The organism is Hydrocarboniphaga daqingensis (genome assembly GCF_900129825.1).
GTDB lineage: Bacteria > Pseudomonadota > Gammaproteobacteria > Nevskiales > Nevskiaceae > Hydrocarboniphaga > Hydrocarboniphaga daqingensis.
Genome location: NZ_FQWZ01000001.1, coordinates 333,612 through 350,772, shown reverse-complemented (window position 1 = coordinate 350,772; position 17,161 = coordinate 333,612). Strand labels below are relative to the sequence as shown.

At 65.8% G+C, this 17,161-nt stretch carries 9 protein-coding genes; 3 read left to right on the top strand and 6 right to left on the bottom strand.

The window, feature by feature from the left end:
* Window positions 1-16: 16 nt before the first annotated feature.
* The 3 genes from BUB09_RS01540 to BUB09_RS01530 all read right to left on the bottom strand — a co-directional run bounded on the left by BUB09_RS01540 (window position 17) and on the right by BUB09_RS01530 (window position 4,306).
* Window positions 17-1,027, bottom strand: a complete 1,011-nt coding sequence (locus BUB09_RS01540) for a WD40/YVTN/BNR-like repeat-containing protein (protein WP_175550079.1) — start codon at window positions 1,025-1,027, stop codon at window positions 17-19.
* A 13-nt stretch (window positions 1,028-1,040) separates the two neighbouring features.
* Window positions 1,041-3,632, bottom strand: a complete 2,592-nt coding sequence (locus BUB09_RS01535) for an efflux RND transporter permease subunit (protein ID WP_072893995.1) — start codon at window positions 3,630-3,632, stop codon at window positions 1,041-1,043.
* Window positions 3,633-3,778: 146 nt separating this feature from the next.
* Window positions 3,779-4,306: a hypothetical protein gene (locus BUB09_RS01530; protein WP_072893142.1), complete on the bottom strand. Its 528-nt coding sequence runs from the start codon at window positions 4,304-4,306 to the stop codon at window positions 3,779-3,781.
* 201 nt (window positions 4,307-4,507) lie between these two features.
* On the opposite strand from BUB09_RS01530, the gene BUB09_RS01525 reads away from it, so the two are divergent.
* The gene (locus BUB09_RS01525; protein WP_084083070.1) at window positions 4,508-9,430 is read left to right on the top strand and encodes an NAD-glutamate dehydrogenase; all 4,923 of its coding nucleotides are present in this window, start codon (window positions 4,508-4,510) and stop codon (window positions 9,428-9,430) included.
* Window positions 9,431-9,620: 190 nt separating this feature from the next.
* Window positions 9,621-11,174, top strand: coding sequence for a sulfatase family protein (locus BUB09_RS01520; protein ID WP_139250058.1), 1,554 nt, complete (start codon window positions 9,621-9,623; stop codon window positions 11,172-11,174).
* A gap of 41 nt (window positions 11,175-11,215) precedes the next feature.
* Here the strand turns inward: BUB09_RS01520 and BUB09_RS01515 are convergent, their stop codons facing one another.
* Entirely contained in the window at window positions 11,216-12,715 is a 1,500-nt protein-coding gene (locus tag BUB09_RS01515) for an FAD-dependent oxidoreductase (protein ID WP_072893133.1), read from the bottom strand.
* A 153-nt stretch (window positions 12,716-12,868) separates the two neighbouring features.
* A complete protein-coding gene (locus BUB09_RS01510; protein ID WP_072893131.1) occupies window positions 12,869-15,142 on the bottom strand; it encodes an acyl-CoA dehydrogenase in 2,274 nt (757 codons plus the stop codon).
* Between the two features lie 217 nt (window positions 15,143-15,359).
* Here BUB09_RS01510 and BUB09_RS01505 point away from each other — a divergent pair, with 217 nt between their 5' ends.
* Complete coding sequence (locus BUB09_RS01505; RefSeq protein ID WP_072893129.1) at window positions 15,360-15,983, top strand: TetR/AcrR family transcriptional regulator; 624 nt, start codon at window positions 15,360-15,362, stop codon at window positions 15,981-15,983.
* A 20-nt stretch (window positions 15,984-16,003) separates the two neighbouring features.
* On the opposite strand, the gene BUB09_RS01500 is transcribed toward BUB09_RS01505, so the two are convergent.
* Window positions 16,004-17,161 carry a response regulator gene (locus BUB09_RS01500; protein WP_072893126.1) on the bottom strand — a complete coding sequence of 386 codons (1,158 nt, stop codon included), beginning with the start codon at window positions 17,159-17,161 and terminating at the stop codon, window positions 16,004-16,006.

Genomic DNA, 17,161 nt, shown 5'->3' with positions numbered 1-17,161 from the left:
GATTGCGGCGCGGCGCTTAGTTGCCCAGCGCCAGCGGCTTGACGCCGGCTTCGCCGACGACCAGCAAGCCATCCTTCCACGTGGCAACGCCGGACAGCGTGCCGCCCGAGGTCGCACCCGCCGCCTTGGCGTCGGTGACGACCTCGAAGCTGCCGTCAGGCTTGACCAGCACCGAGTAGTCGTCGGCGCCGACTAGCAGCGCGCCGCTGCCGTTGACGATCGTGCCGCCGAACAGCGACAGCTTCGAGCCGGTATCGACCTGAGTCCACGAGCCGGCGTGGACGTCGGCGGTCAGGAAGATGTTGCCGCGCTGGCCGAACACGATCGCGCCTTTCTCGCCCCATGGCAGCGCGCCATAGAAGCTGCCCGGATACGGCGATTCGAGCCGCGTCCACGGGCCGCTGAGGCCGCGCACCGCGAGCGTGCCCTGCTCGCCGGCGATGAACAGTTCGCCGGTGTTGAGCCGGGTCATGCTGCTCAAGTGCAGTTCGTCGGCGCGAACCGGCGGTGCATCGACTTCGTTCCAGGTGTCGCCGCCGTCGGTGGTCTGCAGCATCAAGCCGTAGGCACCCAGCGCATAGGCGTACTGGGCGTCGATCACCAGCAGGTTCAGCAACGGCTTTTGCAGATCGGGATCGAAGTGCTGCACATCCCAGGTCTTGCCGCCGTCGGTGGTATGCAGGATCACCGCGTCGTGACCGACGGCCCAGCCGTTGTCGTCATCGGCGAAGGCCACGGCCGTCAGCGTCGAATTCACGGGTGAGGGCGACTGCGTCCACGTCGTGCCGTCGGTGCTGACGATGATGTTGCCGCGCTCGCCGACCGCAACGGCCTTGTTGCCGGTACTGGTCACCGACAGCAGCAGGCCTTGGCTGACGCGCGGCATGATTTCGGCCGCGCGCAAGGTGTTGCCGGCCGGCGCTGCCGGTGCTTCGGCGGCGGTCGAGGTTTCATCCTGGCCAATGGCCGTCAGCGAAAACGCGGCAGCCGCAGCGGCCAGCGCCATAACTTTGAATGTCGTCTTCATGGCGATCTTGTCCTTAGGCCTTGGCGGTTTCGGCATGGGCGGCATCGCCGCTGCCAGGCTGGGTTTTGACGAGGAAGGCAGCGAAGGCCGGCAGCAACAGCACGGCGGCCGCGGCATTGGCCAGGAACATGATCGTCAGCAGGATGCCCATGTCGACCTGGAACTGCAGGCCCGACAGCAGCCAGGTGCAGACGCTGGCCGCCAGTGCCAGCGCGGTGACGACCACCGCCTTGCCGGTCTGCTTGAGCGTGTTCTCGTAGGCCTCGCGCAGGCTCTGGCCCTTGCCGACACATTCTTCGAGCACGCTGTAGATGTAGATGCCGTAGTCGACGCCGATGCCGGCGGCGAACGCGGCAACCGGCAGCGTCGAGACCTTCAGGCCGATATCGAGGAACACCATCACCGCATAGGTAATGACCGACACCATCCACAACGGCAGCAGCACGCACACCAGGCTGCCGAAGCTGCGGAAGCTCAGCCACACGCAGATGCCGATGCACAGGAACAGCCAGAACAGCACCGTGTGCTCGGTATCGCGGATCACGTCATTGGTCGCGGCCATGACGCCGACGTTGCCGGTGGCCAGCTTGAACTGCACCTGCGGGTTGGGCCCTTGTTCGCTGATGAACTGATTGACCGCCGCGACGACCGTGTTGATCGTCTCGGCCTTGTGGTCGGCCATGAAGATCAACACCGGGATCGCGCTGCAGTCGGTGTTCAGGAAGCCGGTCGAGGTCGGGAACTGCTGGCCGGCCAGCACCAGGCCGTCGCTAGACCGCGGCAGCACGTTGTACTTGGGGTTGCCCTCGTTGAACGCGCTGTAGACCAGCTTGCCCAGCTGCGGCAGCGACAGCGTCGACTGCACGCCCGGCGTGTTCTGCATGCGGTAGGCGAAGCGGTCGATCTCTTCCATGATCGAGTAATCGATGCAGCCGTCGGCCTTGTTTTCGGCGATGACCTTGATCAGCTCCACGCCGATCGAGTAGTTCGCGGCGATCTGGGCCGAGTCACGGTTGTAGCGCGAGTCGGGCCGCAGTTCGGGCACGCCATCGTGCAGCTCACCGATCTTCAGGTCCTTGGAGATGATCTCGGCGGCGCCCCAGCCGGCGAAGCTCACCAGCAGCACGCCGATGGCCACCGGCTTGAGCGTGATCTTCGACAGCAGGCGCCACAGCGGCTCGAAGCTGGCGTCGCGCTTGCGCTGGTAATCGCGGAACTTGTTCGGGTCGCCCAGGTGGGCATACGACAGCAAGCACGGCAGCAGGATCTTCTTGCAGACGATGACCGCCAGCAGGCCGAACATCGCGTTGATCGCCATCTCGCGGATGATGCCGACTGGGATCAGCAGGATCGTGCCGAAGCCGACCACGTTGGTGACCAGCGCGGTAATGCCGGGCGTGACCAGCCGCTTGTAGGTGTTGCGTGAGGCATCGAAGCTGTTGGCGCCGCGCTCGGCGACTTCCAGCAGCCAGAAGCTGGTGATCTGGATGCCGTGCGACACCGAGATCGCCAGCACCAGGAACGGCACCAGGATCGCGAACGGGTCGAGACCGTAGCCGGCCATGTGCAGCATGCCCAGTTCCCAGACCACGGCCAGCAGGCCGCAGGACAGCGGCAGCAGCGCGATGACCGCCGAGCCGGTGTACCACCACAGCACGACCCAGGTCAGCAGCAGTGCCAGGCCGAAGAAGCCGACGACTTCGAAGGTCGCGTCGCCGATGTCGCCGACGACCTTGGCGAAGCCGACGATATTGACGTCGACCTTGGGGTTGTAATCAGGGTTGTCCGATTCGACGACGTCGACGTCGCTGCCGGACACCTGGACGATGTTGGCGGCGTCGGTCGGGCTGACCGTCTCGATCGTGCTGAAGCGGAACGTGAACTTGCGCGGGTCCATGTACGTGGTCTTGACCACGGTGCCGGCCGGGATGCCATCGACGTCCTTTTTCAGCTTCAGCTCGTACATCTTCTGGCTGGTGAAACGCTGACGCACGTCTTCGATCAGCTTGGCGGTGGCCAGGTAGTCGAGGCGCTTGCCGGTCAGCGGGTCGATTTCGAGCAGCTCGCTGAACACCATCGCGCCGGTCTGGTCGTTGGTGACGTAGCGGCCGATCGCCTTGGCCTTGGCCGTGTTGCTCTTGATGATCTCGACCATCTCGGGCGTCGGCGCGTACTCGGCCGGAATCACGTTACCGCCGCGGAAGCCGTCCTCGACCGTTTCGAGATAGCGCACGTCGGGCGTGAACAGCGAGCTGACGCGAGCGCGGTCGACACCCTTGGTGAAGAACACGGTCTGCGTCAGCTTGCGCAGCGTTTCCATGAACTCGGGGTTGTAGATGTCGCCTTCTTTCTGCTGCACCGAGAACAGCACGATGTTGCCGCCGCCGAATTCGGTCTGGTACTGCTTGAAGACCTTCATGTACGGATGGCCCAGCGGCAACTGCTTTTCGTAGCCGGTGTCGAGTTGCAGATGCAGCGCCTGCCAGACCATGAACAGCGTGGTCAGGAAGATCGCCAGCAGCGTCCTCGGGCGGTTGCCGAACACGATCGGCTCGGTGACGCGTACAAACGCTTTGGAGAACTTGCCTTGGGCTTCGCCGTGCATCAAAAACTCCTCGTCCGCCACCGGCGGCTTGGTTTAGATTTATTTGTCGCTGGCGCGCGGCCGGCGCGCCGTCCCTTTTAAGCGTACTGGATGCCCACTCGTAGGGGCCTTGGCCTGTGTGACAGCGTACGGGTCATCCCCCCATCCTACCCGGCGGCGGGCCTGGGCGTCCCCACTCGCTGCAACACGGCGCGCACGACCCAGAACACCAGCAGCGGCACGATGAACATGCAGAAGGCCAGCACTTTATGGCCTTCACCCAGCGGTGCCCATGTGTGACAGGGCAATTCAAATTCCAGGCGCGGCAGTGACTTCTGCGAGCCGGCGATGCAGAACTCGTTGGTTTGGGACAATTGTTCGCCGGTGACCAGCGTGCAGTCGAGGCAAACCTCGTCGTAGACCGGCGGTGCCAGCTCCGGGAAGATCGCCCGCGCTCGGCCTGCGTTGTTGACGTGATAGAACACCCCGGTCGGGTCGCGCATGATCAAGCCAGCGCCCGGAATCACCGACAGGTCGTTGATCCGCGAGCGCATCGCCCGCGCTGGCACATCGGTCAGCTGCCAGCTGATCGCCGCCCAGCCGGCCAGCAGCAGCCAGAACAGCAGCCGTCCCACGGCAAAGCCGCGGGTGCCGCGCCACGCACGTGCGGCTTGCTGTCTCGGTTCTGGATTCATGTTCCTGCCACCTGGGCTTGTCTTCAATTATAGGGGCCGATGCCCGATCGATGGACGGGGTAAGCCGTGCAGACCGCCGATCGATGCCGCTCAGCGCAGACTGCCAGCCCGCAACGGCCGCCGACAGTGGCTCTGGCATACTGCCGCCACTAGAAAAACCGCCGGCGCGCGGCTTTCGCGCGTCAACGTCGCGGAGGACAAATGAATGACCCGAGGAGCCACACCCTGAGCCGGCCCGCTGCTGCGGCAGGGGATCAGGAGCCGGTCCGGCCGGTGCCGACGTCCGCCACGGACACGGCCCGCGAGCAGGACAGCTTGCTAGCACAGCTCGAAGCGGCGAGTCCGCCCGCCGACGCAGCGGGTACGTCGATCGCCGGTTTCGTCCGCGCGTTCTACGACACCGCCTCGCTCGACGCGCTGCGACAGCGCAGTCCGGACGAGTTGCTGAATCTGGCGCATCGACAGCGACAGTGGAGCGAGGGGCGGGTGCCGGGTGAACTGCGCTTGCGGCTGCTGCCGCCGGGTCGCGACGGTGACGCACTGCCAACCTTGGCGGTCGTGGAAACCTGCATCGACGACATGCCCTATCTGGTCGACACGGTCGCTATTGCCGTTCGCGAGGCTGGCGTGTCGATCGACTGGGCGGTGCATCCGATCCTCAAGGTCCGCCGTGATGGGCAGGGCCGGATCGCTGCGATCGGGGACGCATTGGTGGGCGATGCCGACGCGCCACTGGAGTCGTGGATCCACATGGAATTCGAGCCGCTGCCGAACGATGCGGCTTATGCAGCGCTGGAGCGGCAATTGCGCGACGCGCTCGGCGACCTGCGTTGCGCGGTCGCTGACACGGCGGCCATGCGCGCCCGCGCGTTGTCGCTGGCCGAAGGGCTGGCGACGGTGCCGCCGCAGGCGGACCCGGCCGAATTTGCCGAAGGCCGCGAGTTTCTGCAGTGGCTGGCGGACGGTCATTTCATGTTTCTCGGCTATACCGAAACCCAGGCCACTGCGGCGGCCGGCGGCCGCAAGCAACTGGTCCACACCCATGAAGCGGCGCTGGGCCTGTCACGGCCCGGGCAGCGCTACGCCGACACCGAGGCGCTGATCGCGCCCAAGGCCGAACTCGACAAGTACGCCGAGTCGCCTCGGCTGATCGTCGTCACCAAGGCCAGCCGGCGCGCGCATGTCCATCTGGCCGATTACATGGACGTGATCTCGGTCAAGCAGTACGGCAGTGACGGCGCCGTCGCCGGTACCTGCCGCTTCGTCGGACTGTTCGCGTCGGATGTTTATGTCGACCGTCCGCGGACGATCCCGCTGATCCGCGCCAAGGCCGACTACGTGATGCGGCGCTCGCGCATCGGCGAGCAAACCCACAGCGGCAAGCTGCTCAGCGAAATTCTGCATCTGCTACCGCGCGACGAGCTGTTCCAGTCGTCCGAGGACGAGTTGTACCGCACGGCGATGGGCATCCGTGCACTACGCGACCGCCATCAGCTGAAGCTGTTCCTGCGCCGCGACCGTTACGGTCGCTTCTACAGTTGCATGATTTATTTGCCGCGCGACCGCTATTCGCGCGAGCTGCGCGACCGCATCGCCGCCGAACTGCTGAAGTTGTTCGGCGGTACGTCGATCGACCGGCAAGTCGATTCGCTACGCGGCTCGATGGCGCGCATCCGCTACATCGTGCGCACGCCGCCGGGTACGTCGGTGGATATGAGCGTCGAGCAGATCGAGCAGCGGCTGATCGCCGCGACGCGCAACTGGCGTGAGCAATTGCGCGAGCTGTTGCAGCGCACGGCCGGGGCCCTCGACACGGTGATGCTGGCACGCTACGCCGATGCGTTTCCGCAGTCGTATACCGAATCGGTGACGCCGGCCGACGCCGAAGCGGACCTTCATTATCTGTTACGACTGTCCGAGGCTGAGCCGCTGTTGCCGCGCCTGATCTTCGATGCCGACGTCGTACCGCCGCGCGCGCTGCGATTGACGCTGTATGCCCGTGACAATCCGGTCGCGCTGTCCGATGTGATGCCGACGTTGGAAAACTTCGGCTTGCGCGTGCTCAGCCACGATCCGACGCAGATCACGCCCAAGGAAGGCCCGGCGCTGTGGATCCAGCAGTTCAGCGTCGAGGCGCCGACTTCGCGCTTGTCGGCCGAGGTGCAGAAGCGCTACTTCGAGACGGCGCTGGTGCAGACCTTCCGCGGTGCGACCGAAAACGACGCGCTGAACAAGCTGGTGCTGGCTGCCGGGCTCGATTATCGGCAAGTGGCCTGCGTGCGAGCGCTGGCCAAATACATCAATCAAGTCGGTCTGCCGTTCGGCCGCGCCGACATCGAAGCGCAGCTCGGCGCTTATCCGGACATCGCACGCTTGCTGGTGCGCTTGTTCGAGTCGCGCTTCGATCCGAAGCTGGAGCCGGTGCAGCGGCGCAGCGACGAGATTCGCTTTGCACAGGAGATCGACGCGGCGCTCGACGCGGTCACCAGCCTTGATGCCGACCGTGTGCTGCGTGCGTTCTTGTCGGTGGTCCACGCCAGCTTGCGCACGAACTTTTACCAGAGCGCATCTGACGGCAGCCAGAAGCCCTATATCAGCATCAAGCTCGACCCGTCGAAGATTCCGGAGTTGCCGTATCCGCGGCCGATGTTCGAGATCTGGGTCTATTCGCCGGACGTCGAAGGCGTGCATCTGCGCGGCGGACGCGTGGCCCGCGGCGGCTTGCGCTGGAGCGATCGTCGCGAAGACTTCCGTACCGAAGTGCTGGGCCTGATGAAGGCGCAGATGGTCAAGAACGCGGTGATCGTGCCGGTCGGTGCCAAGGGCGGTTTCGTCGTCAAGAAGCCGGTCGATGCTGCCAACCGCGACGCATGGATGGCGCAGGGCATCGCCTGCTACAAAATCTTTCTGAGCGGCCTGCTCGACATCACCGACAACCGCGTCGGCGACGGCATCGAGCCGCCGCGCGACGTCGTGCGCCTCGACGAAGACGATCCGTATCTGGTCGTCGCCGCCGACAAGGGTACGGCGACGTTTTCCGACATCGCCAATGGCGTGGCGCAGGACTACCGGTTCTGGCTCGGCGATGCGTTCGCTTCGGGTGGCAGCGTCGGCTACGACCACAAGAAGATGGGCATCACGGCCAAGGGTGCTTGGGAGAGCGTCAAGCGCCATTTCCGCGAGATCGGCCGCGACATCCAGCGCGAGCCGTTTACCGTTGTCGGCATTGGTGACATGAGCGGCGACGTCTTCGGCAACGGCATGCTGCTGTCGCGCCAGATCCGGCTGCTGGCCGCGTTCGACCACCGCCATATCTTCATCGACCCGAACCCCGATGCCGAGCGGAGTTTTGATGAGCGTGCCCGGCTGTTTGCACTGCCGCGCAGCTCCTGGGCCGACTATGACGCCAGCCTGATATCCGACGGTGGTGGCGTCTATCCGCGCAGCGCCAAGCTGATCAAGCTCAGCGCTGCGGCACAGGCCGCGCTGGGCATCGACAAGGTGGCGATGACGCCGCCCGAGCTGATGAACGCGATTCTGAAGGCGCCGGTGGATCTGCTGTGGAACGGCGGCATCGGCACCTATGTGAAAGCCCAGCATCAGAGCCACGCGGACGTACGCGACCGCGCCAACGACGTGCTGCGCGTCAACGGCCGTGAGTTGCGGGCGCGGGTCGTCGGCGAGGGCGGCAACCTGGGCTTCACCCAGGCCGGCCGCATCGAGTACGCGATGCAAGGCGGACCTCATGGTGCCGGCGGCGGACGCATCAACACCGACGCGATCGACAACAGTGCCGGCGTGCATTGCTCCGACCGCGAGGTCAACATCAAGATCCCGCTGAACCGACTGATGGCCGAAGGCCAGCTAACGCGCGATCAGCGTGATCCGCTGCTGGCCGCGATGACCGATGACGTCGCCCGACTGGTGCTGCGCGACAACTACGTGCAATCGGCTTGCATCAGCCTGATCGAGCGCGAAGCGGCGACGCGGCTCGACGAGCACGCCGGGCTGATACGGACGCTGGAGCGCGACGGGCTGTTGAACCGCGCCATCGAATACTTGCCCGACGAGGAAACGCTTAAGGAGCGTCGCAGCGAGGGGCGCGGACTGACCCGTCCCGAGTTGGCGGTACTCGTTGCGTATTCGAAGGTGTCGCTGAACGATGCGGCCTTGCAGTCAGATATGCCCGACGACCCGTTTTTCGAGCGCGATTTGCTGGCGAACTTCCCGCCGCTGCTGGTCGAGCGCTATCGCGAGGCATTGCTGCAGCACCGGCTCAAGCGCGAGATCATCGCCACGATTCTCAGCAACGCCGTGGTCAACCGGATGGGCATCGCGTTTGCGCACCGGATGGCGGCGGACCATGGCGTGGCGCGCGCCGATGTGCTCAAGGCCTACGCCACAGCGCACGAGATCCTGGGTGGCGATGCGTACTGGCGCGGGATCGAATCGCTCGACAATCGTGTCGCGGCCGCACTGCAGTACCGGCTGATGCAGCGCACCACCGGCCTGCTCAAACACGCCACCGGGTGGTTGGTGAGCAGCGGCGCGGCGGCGCGGTCGGTGGGTTCGCTGGTGGCGCATTACCGCGAGCCGGTCGCTGCATTCGAGGCCGCGTTGCCGGACGTGCTGTCGCCGGCTTATCGCGACGAATGGGACCGCAGTTTTGCCGCGATTCGCGCTGACGGCGTCGACGAGCCGCTGGCGCGGATGCTGGCCAATACCCTGGTGCTCGGCTGCGCGTTCGACATCGTCGACCTGGCCCAGGGCGCGCAAGCGCCGCTGGACCGCGCGGCCGCGGTGTACTTCGCAGTCGGCGAGCGCTTGCGCATGCCGTGGTTGCATGCGGCGATACTCGCGCTGAAGGTCGGTGATCAATGGCAGGCGCTGGCGCGCAACAATCTGCGCGACGACGCCTACCGGATTCATCGCCGCATCACCGCGCGCGTGCTGCTGCAGCCCGGCGACAGCGCTGAGGCACGGGTCGATGCCTGGGCGGCCGCACACGAACGCGAGGTGCGCTTCGCGCTCAACCGCATGGCCGAGTTGCAGACCAGTGGCGGCGCCGACTTCCAGGCGCTGGCGGTGGCCGTGCGCGAGGTGCGCAAGCTGCGCATGCTGTAGCGGTCGCTCTGCCGATTGCGGGCAGACGGATCGTCGGGGTCGCCCGTCGAGCCGTCTGGCCGCCATGGCTGCCGGGCCCGCGTGTCGCCCTGGTCCGACATTGGCCTGCAAGCTGCCTCGCTTATAGTCTTGCGCCAGCGCCGTCGATCGGACGGCGACCCTCAATTTGACTGCCGAATCGAGTGCTACCGTGACGTTGGATCGCCGGGACGTTTTGCTGGGAATGGCCGGCCTTGCCGGCTTGGCCGTCGCGGGTTGCGGCGGTGGAGGCGGCGGCGGTTCATCGCCCGACGAGACCGGCGGGGGCGGCGGTGGTGGGTCGGGCCCCGGACCGGCGCCGATCGACCTTTCGCCGCCGCCGCAGCCCAATGCCAACGGGCGCAATCTGCTGGTGATTCTGATGGACGACATGGGCCCGCATACCAGCGCCTATGGAACACCGGGTTTGAGCACGCCGAATATGGATGCGCTCGCCGCCGCCGGCGCTCGTTATCAGCACGCCTACATCACCATTTCGACTTGCTCGGCATCGCGTTCGGCGCTGTTCACCGGCTTGTACAACTTCACGACGGGCGCCACGTTCAACGTGCAGGAATACGTCGGCAGCGCCGAGTCACTGGCCGCCGAAGACCCCAGCTGGCTGCGCGATGCGAACTCGCAGTACAACCGGTTCAAGATCCGCACGCCCGAGCCGACGCTGATCGAACTACTGAAGAAGGCCGGTTACTTCACCGGGCTTCAGCACAAATTCCACCGCAGCCCGCATACCCGCTTTCCGTTCGACCGCTGGGATCCGGTCACGCCGGGCGTGAGCCGCTATAGCCAGGTGGTCGACTTTCTGAGCCAGGCCAAGGGGCAGGGGCAGCCCTGGTATCTGGAACACTGCATCAGCTTTCCGCACCGCCCGTGGCCTGACAGCAGCAAGCAGCCGAGCAGTATCGACCGCAGCGTCGTCCAGCCGCCGGGGCATCTGCCCGATACCGACGTCGTGCGGACCGACTGGTCTGAATATCTGGCGGCGGTCCGCAGTGCCGACGGCGCGGTCGGCCAGGTGATGCAGGCGCTCCAAGAGTCCGGCATGGCCGACAACACGCTGGTGGTGCTGATGGGCGACAACGGCGTCGAATACCACCGCGGCAAAGCCACCACCTATAACCTCGGGCTGCAGGTGCCGCTGCTGATCAAGGGCCCCGGCGTCGTACCCGGCGGCGTTCGCGCCGAGTTGTTTGCCGGTGTCGATTTGCTGCCGACCGTACTCGACGCGCTGGGTTTGGTGACCGTCGGTCGTCAGCATGGTGTCAGTCATTACCCGCTGCTCAGCGGTGCCGACACGGCCGCACCGAACAGCGTGCTGGTCGGGCTGGGTCTGGCACTCGACAGCCGCGCGGCCGACCGGTCGATTTTCGACGGCCGCTATCAGCTGTTGTACATGCCCGATCCGACGGCGACCTACGTCGTCGACGATCTGAAGCTGATCACGCCGTGGCGTAATCCGGTCTACTCGCACATCGTCGACAATCGCAGCGTCGACGGCTTTGCCGATGCGTATCGCCTGCTCGACCTGGCCGATCACGATCTGCGTGACTTCACCCGTCCCCGCTTCGAGCTGTACGACTTGCAGAGCGATCCCTGGGAAATCCGCGACCTCGCCGCCGACCCCGCTCATGCCGATACGCTGCAGCGGCTGCGGTCCCAGCTCGGTAGCTGGATGGCGCGCTACGACGACCCGGTCCCCAGGCCCTGACGCGAATCACCGGCCCTGGTTCCAGGGCCGGCGATGCCGGCCTAGCGGGCTGCGTTTGCCGCAGCGGCGGCACGCTTGCCGGCGCGGCGACCGAAGTAGGTGGCGTCGGCCAGCGACATGCCGGAGCTGTAGCCTTCGCCCCAGCGCGGCAATCCGCACGTGGTGCGGCCGGCGGCGTACAAGCCGGGAATCGTGCGGCGCGTGTCGTCGAACACTTCGCCGTCGATGGACGTGTCGAGCCCGCCCATCGTGAACGTCGTGTACAGCGCGTGATCGATCCGGCAGTCGAGCGCCACGAATGGCGGCGTCGCCAGCGGCTTGAGCCACTTGGCGCCCTTGCGGAACAGCGGGTCCTGGCCTTGTTCGGCGTAGCGGTTGTATAGCGCGACCGTCGACGTCAGCGAGCCGGCCGGCAGGTCGAGTTCGGCTTCGACTTCGTCCCAGGTGTCGCCGGTGGCGCCGATCGTGATCTTGAAATGCTGGCCGAAGTCCGGCTCGCCGAAGCTGTCGGCGTCGAGCAGGATGAAGATGCGGTTGCCGCCTTGCTGCAGCGCATGGTGCGACACGCGGCCGTGATAGCAGTCCTCGTTGATGAAGCGCTGACCGCGTTCGTTGATGAAGATGCCTCGGATCAGCCGCTCTGGCGGATACCAGGGCAGCGTGACGAAGCCTTCGCTCATGTTGATCGCGGCGCCGCCGACGCTCTGGCCCAGCTGCACGCCGCTGCCGTCGTCGACCGTGCCCAGCGGATACTGGGCACGCAGCAGCATCGGCGCGTGCTTCTTGACCATGTCGCGATTCATGATGAAGCCGCCGGCCGCCAGCACCACGCCGCCGCGCGCACGGGCATAGCGGTCGACGCCGTCGATCTTGACGACGACGCCGCGCACCGTGTTGTCGTCTTCGGCGATCAGCGCGATCACGCGCGCTTCGTACTGAACGCGCACGCCGGCTTTGTTGACCTGCTCGGCGAGCACATCCATCAGATACTTGCCACCGCCCATGCCCATCCACTGCGGCGTGTGGCCGCGCGGGCAGGGCTTGGCGTGCTCGCTGAACGGGTACGCCTCTTCGCTGCCGCTCCACAGCAGGCAGTCGTCGGTGACCGGTTCGACGATGCGCTCCTTGATGAAGCTGTTTTTGTAGCGCACGCCTTGCGCAACCAGCCACTGGTAGTGCTCGGCGCAGTCGTCGGCATAAGCACGGCACTTGGCCTCGTCGGCATTGGGCCCGCCGGCCATCACCAGATAGCGATAGAAATCTTCGGTGTCGTCGCTGAAGCCGGCGTGGCGCTGGATCGGCGTGCCGCCGTGGCCGCCCATGTAGATTTCGCCTCCGGACAGCGCCGACGTGCCACCCGACGCGGCCGTGACTTCGAACAGCAGCACGTCGGCACCGGCGCGGCGCGCTTCGAGCGCGGCCGATGCGCCGGCAGAACCGAATCCGACCACCAGCACGTCGGCCTCGAAGTCCCATTGCGGCACCTCGCTGACACGGCAAGGGCGGGATCGGCTGTAGGCAAGGCGGTCGGCGTGGCTCATGTCGGCGTCGCGTGGTCATCACCCGTCAGCGGGCTGCGACAGACTGCCGCGCCCAATGCGGCGCCGCTTACTCAGAACTGACGAGGACGCAGCGGACGATGGCGAACCCGCCGGACCGCGTCCGAGTCCGACTCGCGTCCCGGCGGGTGTCGATCAGGACAGGGTCGGCCGATCGTCCGGCTCGATGGCACCGTGATCGATGCCGCCGCCGTCGTTGATGCGGCCGAAGTACTGATCCGGGGTAAAGCTGTCGACTTCGATGGCATCGAGCCGCGCTCTCAGCGCCCGCCTCAGCAGATCGGCCTCGGCGGCGTCGATGATGCCCACCTTGACGGCGTCGTCGGCGATCTCGGCCGGTAGCGGGCCGCGCGGCAGTCGCCGCGCTTTTTGTGCCTGAATGATGCGCTGCGCTGCCGGCTGCGCAGCGCTGACGCAGGCAAAGGCATTCAGCAGCCGTCCGAGCGCTGGGTGGTCGTCCGCCGGCTGAAACACGGCGTAGGCGAGACGCTCGAATTGTGCGTTCGCGGTCTGCACGCAGAGCGCCGCTCGGCGGCTCTGCTCGTCGGTCGGCGCGGACCCGAGCGGATTGAGCCGGAGCCAGATGCCGCCGACCACACGCAGCAGGACGCCGACCGGCCCGCCGAAGTTTTGGTAGATGCCCTCATAGGCCTGTTGAACCTGATGCAACGCATGACTCAGCGCGTAATGCAGCAGCGGCGCGTCATCGGCGCGTCGACCCTCGGCCTCATAGCGGCGCAGCGCTGATACACCGAGCAGCATCCAGGCCAAGGCATCGCTATAGCGACCGGTGAGCTTGCCGCGCACCTTGAGCCGCCCGCCGATTGCGAACATCGCCAGGTCGGTCAGCAGCCCGAAGCGCGCGCCGGCCCAACCGATACGCCGGTAGTAGCCCTGCGTTGCAGCGTCGACGTCGGGCACCGATACCGTCAGGCCGCGCGTCACGCCGTGCAGTGCCGCGCGGCCGATGCCCGCGATGAAATGTGCGATCCAGCCCAGCAGTTGACGGCGGAAGGCCGGCACGTCGCTCTGCGCTACGGCGTCGACCACCGACATTGCATACGGATGGCAGCGGGTCGCGCCCTGGCCAAAGATCATCAGCGTACGCGTCAGGATGTTCGCGCCCTCGACCGTGATACCGACCGGCGCGCTCTTGTAGGCCGCGCCGAGAATATTGTTGGGTCCCTGCATCACGCCGGCACCGCTGAACACATCCATGCCGTCGACGATGATGTCCTGGCTGATCCGTGTGGTGTAAGCCTTGAGCACGCCGGACACCACCGGCGGATGCTGGCCGTTGTCGATCGCCGAACAAGCGTAGATGCGCGCGGCTTCGATCATGTAGGCCAACGCGGCCATGCGGCCGACGCGCTCCTCGACGCCCTCCATCCTGCCGATCGGGATGCCGAACTGCTGGCGCACCATCGAGTAGGCACCGGTGGCGATTGCGGCGGCTTTCGCGTTGCCGACCGCGCCGGCCGGCAGCGAGATCGCGCGGCCACCCGCCAGCTGCTGCATCAGCATCAGCCAGCCTTTGCCGGCGTAGTCGACGCCGCCGATGATCTGGTCCAGCGGCACGACGACGTCGGTACCGACCAGCGGACCGTTGTAGAACGGATCGCCGATCGGGTCGTGATGGTCGCCGCTGACGAAGCCCGGCGTGCCGCGATGAACCAGCACGCAGGTGATGCCGACGTTCACGCCCTTGCCGAGCAGATCGTCGGGGTCATTGAGCTTGCAGGCCAGCGTCGCGAGATTGGCGATCGGTGCCAGCGTGATGTAGCGCTTGCGAAAGTTCAGCTTGAGCTTGATCGCGCCGTCGTCGTCACGAAACACGCGGGCTTCGGCCTGGATGCTGGCCGCATCCGAGCCGGCCGTCGGCTCGGTCAAGCCGAAGCAGGGCAGGTAGTCGCCGCTGGCCAGCCGCGGCAGATAGTGATCCTTCTGCGCCTGTGTGCCGTAGTGGACGATCAACTCGCCGGCGCCCAGCGAGTTGGGGATCGTCACCAGCGTCGCGACCGCCGCATTCCAGGTATTGAGCTTGGCGAGAATCGTCGAGATGCCGAGTGCCGAGAACTGCTTGCCGCCGTACTGCCGCGGTATCAGCAGCCCCATAAAGCCTTCACGCTTGATGAAGTCGATCACCTCATCCGGAATGCGCTTGGTACGGCCGATCTGATACCGATCGACGCGGCGCAGCAACTGTTCGACCGGCCCGTCGAGAAACGCTTGTTCCTGATCGGACAGCGGCGAGTACGGCTCGCTCAAGATGCGCTCGAAGTCCGGCTTGCCGGCGAAGAAGTCGCCGTCGATCCACACCGTCCCCGCTTGCAGGGCCTGGCGCTCGGTGTCCGAGATCGACGGCAGCATGCGCCGCGCCTGCATCCAGCGCATCAACTGTCCGAACATGTCGTCGTCCCAATGGCGTAGACCATCAAGGTGAAAGGTTTTGGACGAACGAGACCTGAATGCGGGTGCAATGGTGCGTCGCATCATCGGTCGTCGAAGTGCGCGTCAGCCCCGGCCCCGGCAGACGCCATGCGCAGGGCTTGTCGTTTGCGCAGCCCCGTCTCATAGTGCGGGTAGGAGAGGTTGTTCTATATCAATCAATAAACATAAGGGTCCCATGCAAACGTCCACTGCACTACCCGACTTGAAGAAGCTCGACCCGGACACGAAGGCGCGCATCGAAGCCGCGGTTCTCGATATTTTTTCGACACGTGAGTTTCACCGCATCGGTCTGATCGAGATTGCGCGCGGCGCCAACGTCAGCCTGCAGACGATCTACAAGTACTACGGCAGCAAGGAAGCGCTGCTGTTCTCCGGCCTCGATTCGTGGCTCGGCCAGCTCGTCGGGCAGATGGGCCCGTATCTGCAGGCCAACGGTCTTGATCGCGCCGATCTGAAGCAGCGCCTGCGCAGCTTGTTCGACGTGGCGCTCGGCTTTTTCGAGCGCAATCCCAAGGTGATGCAGATCGTCATGAGCTCGGTGTACCTGAACACCTGGCGCCGCACGGCCGGTCATCAGAACCGCGACTTCTATGCGGCGATCACGCGGATGTTCGCGCAGGGTCAAGCGCAGGGTGTGCTCAACCGCCAGGTCAGCGAACAAGTGCTGCTCGATTACTGTATCGGCATCATCGTGCGACTGGTGCAGGGCTATATCTCGCGCGGCATGAACGAGCCGCTGACGCCTCAGGCCAACGAACTGTTCGAGATGCTGTGGCAGGCGATCGCGGCTCGACACTGACGCCGCTCTGAAGCGGCGGCTCAGTCGGCGTTGCGCGGTATCAAGACGCGGACCGGACTGCGCAGCGCATCCGGCCGCATATTGCGGATTCGCTCGACGAAGCTGGCATTGACTTCGAAGCCGCGCGGCACGAGCCGTTGACCGTTCTGCGTCAACAGGTCGTCGCACAGCCGCATACCGACGCCGAGCCGGTGTACCGGTAACGTCCGCACTTGCTGCTCGTGGGTCCGGCTGCCGGTGATCTGGCGGATCACATCGATCAGCACGTCCTGCGCACCATCGTTGCGAAGCTCGGCCAGCGCCAGTTCCGGCGTATCGCCATGGTCGGTTCGCTCGACGAAGCGAGTCGCAGCGCGCAGCACGCGCGACAGTGCCGCGACGGGCATCGTGTCGGCCGCAATGTCGGCGGCATCGTCGACCGCTGCCATGTGACGCTCGGCAGCCCTCAGGATGTCGCGAACCGGTTCCAGTCGCGGGATCGGCGCGAGCAGCCGGTGCGTGACCTCGGACACGCGCTGCAGGGCCTCGCGGTCCGATTGCCGTTGCAGCGGTGCACCGGAAGCCAAGCGCTGCAGCAGATCCGGTGGCAGGCTGATGCGCCCCAAGGGCGCCATCATCGCCGCCAGTTCCAGTGCCCAGGTCGGACTCAGCTGCAGGCGTGTGGCCATGTCCACGCACAGGGTCTTGACCTGCGCCGCACGCCCGTAGGCTTCCGGGTCGGTCAGCGACAGCACCTCGGTCAGCGCTTGCACCGCGCCGCGCAGCGTGCGTTCGAGCAGATTGCGCTCGACCGTTTGCAGTCGGTACTGCTCGGCGGCGTCGGCAAACGCGCGCTGCACCGTCGCCGGCGGACAGGGCTTGATCAGGAAGCGAAAAATCTGACCGTTGTTGATCGCCAACGCGGCCGTTTGGATATCGGCCTGGCCGGTCAGCAGCAGCCGCACGGTCTCGGGGTGACGTTGCCGCACGACGTTCAGCAACGTGGCGCCGTCGATGCCCGGCATCCGCATATCGGACATCAGCACGGCGTAGCGTTGCTGCGCGAGCATGCCCAGTGCTTCGGCGCCGCTGCGGGCGACGTCCAGCTGACAGTGGCGGTGCAGCGTCAGTTGCAAGCCGTCGAGCACGGCTGGCTCGTCGTCGACGCACAGCGCGCGGATTCGCATCTCGGCGGTCAT

Bases quoted from the DNA above. Each gene is read 5' to 3' on its own strand.
- BUB09_RS01540 (WP_175550079.1), bottom strand. From the start codon at position 1,027: ATGAAGACGACATTCAAAGTTATGGCGCTGGCCGCTGCGGCTGCCGCG.
- BUB09_RS01525 (WP_084083070.1), top strand. From the start codon at position 4,508: ATGAATGACCCGAGGAGCCACACCCTGAGCCGGCCCGCTGCTGCGGCA.
- BUB09_RS01505 (WP_072893129.1), top strand. From the start codon at position 15,360: ATGCAAACGTCCACTGCACTACCCGACTTGAAGAAGCTCGACCCGGAC.
- BUB09_RS01515 (WP_072893133.1), bottom strand. From the start codon at position 12,715: ATGAGCCACGCCGACCGCCTTGCCTACAGCCGATCCCGCCCTTGCCGT.
- BUB09_RS01500 (WP_072893126.1), bottom strand. From the start codon at position 17,161: ATGACCGCCGAGATGCGAATCCGCGCGCTGTGCGTCGACGACGAGCCA.
- BUB09_RS01535 (WP_072893995.1), bottom strand. From the start codon at position 3,632: ATGCACGGCGAAGCCCAAGGCAAGTTCTCCAAAGCGTTTGTACGCGTC.
- BUB09_RS01510 (WP_072893131.1), bottom strand. From the start codon at position 15,142: ATGTTCGGACAGTTGATGCGCTGGATGCAGGCGCGGCGCATGCTGCCG.
- BUB09_RS01530 (WP_072893142.1), bottom strand. From the start codon at position 4,306: ATGAATCCAGAACCGAGACAGCAAGCCGCACGTGCGTGGCGCGGCACC.